The organism is Mycolicibacterium arseniciresistens (genome assembly GCF_030519285.1).
GTDB classification, from domain to species: domain Bacteria; phylum Actinomycetota; class Actinomycetes; order Mycobacteriales; family Mycobacteriaceae; genus Mycobacterium; species Mycobacterium arseniciresistens.
Genome location: NZ_JAUMSQ010000504.1, coordinates 1 through 734, shown reverse-complemented (window position 1 = coordinate 734; position 734 = coordinate 1). Strand labels below are relative to the sequence as shown.

Here is a 734-nt window from a genome sequence, read left to right as displayed (position 1 = left end):
AGAGCGTGGCGGCCACCTCGGGCAGCGGTCGGTCGACACTTCTGAGGTGGTCTGCCAGCGCCTCGGCCTGGCCCTCCAGCCGGACACCGGAGCGTGCCGACAGCGGGACGACGACCGGTCCGGCGTCGGCGTGGCCGTCGTCCGCCCGCGCCGCCGCCGGCGACTCCTCGAGCAGGATGTGGGCGATGGTGCCGCCGTACCCGTAGCTGCACACCGCGGCCCGGCGCGGCGTCTCGCCGCGTGGCCACGGCTCGGTCTCGGTGGGCACCCGCAGCCCGCTGGTGGCCCAGTCCACCGCGGGGGTGAGCCGGCGCAACCCGGCGGTCGGCGGGATCGCCTCGTGGTGCAGCGCGAGCACCGTCTTGATCAGCCCGAGCACGCCCGCGCCGCCCTCGAGGTGGCCGATGTTGGGTTTGACCGAACCGATGCGGCAGGGGTCGTCGGCGGGCCGGCCGGCGCCGTACACCGCGGCCAGTGCCCCGACCTCGGTGGGATCGCCTGTCGGCGTTCCGGTTCCGTGCGCCTCGACGTAGCCGACGCTGGACGGCGCGATGCCCGACGTCCGGCAGGCGCGGGCGAACATGTCGGCCTGCGCCTCGCCGTTGGGCGACATGATGCCGACCGTGCGGCCGTCCTGGGCGACCGCACCGCCGCGGATCACCGCCAGCACGCGGTCACCGTCGCGCCGCGCGTCGGCGAGGCGTTTGAGCACCACCACACCGGCGCCCTCACCG

1 protein-coding gene is annotated in these 734 nt (G+C 75.9%); it reads right to left on the bottom strand.

Features of this window, described 5'->3' with window-relative positions; genetic code table 11:
* A partial coding sequence (locus Q2100_RS31045; RefSeq protein WP_302917097.1) for a ketoacyl-synthetase C-terminal extension domain-containing protein occupies positions 1-734 on the bottom strand: 734 nt, incomplete at both ends.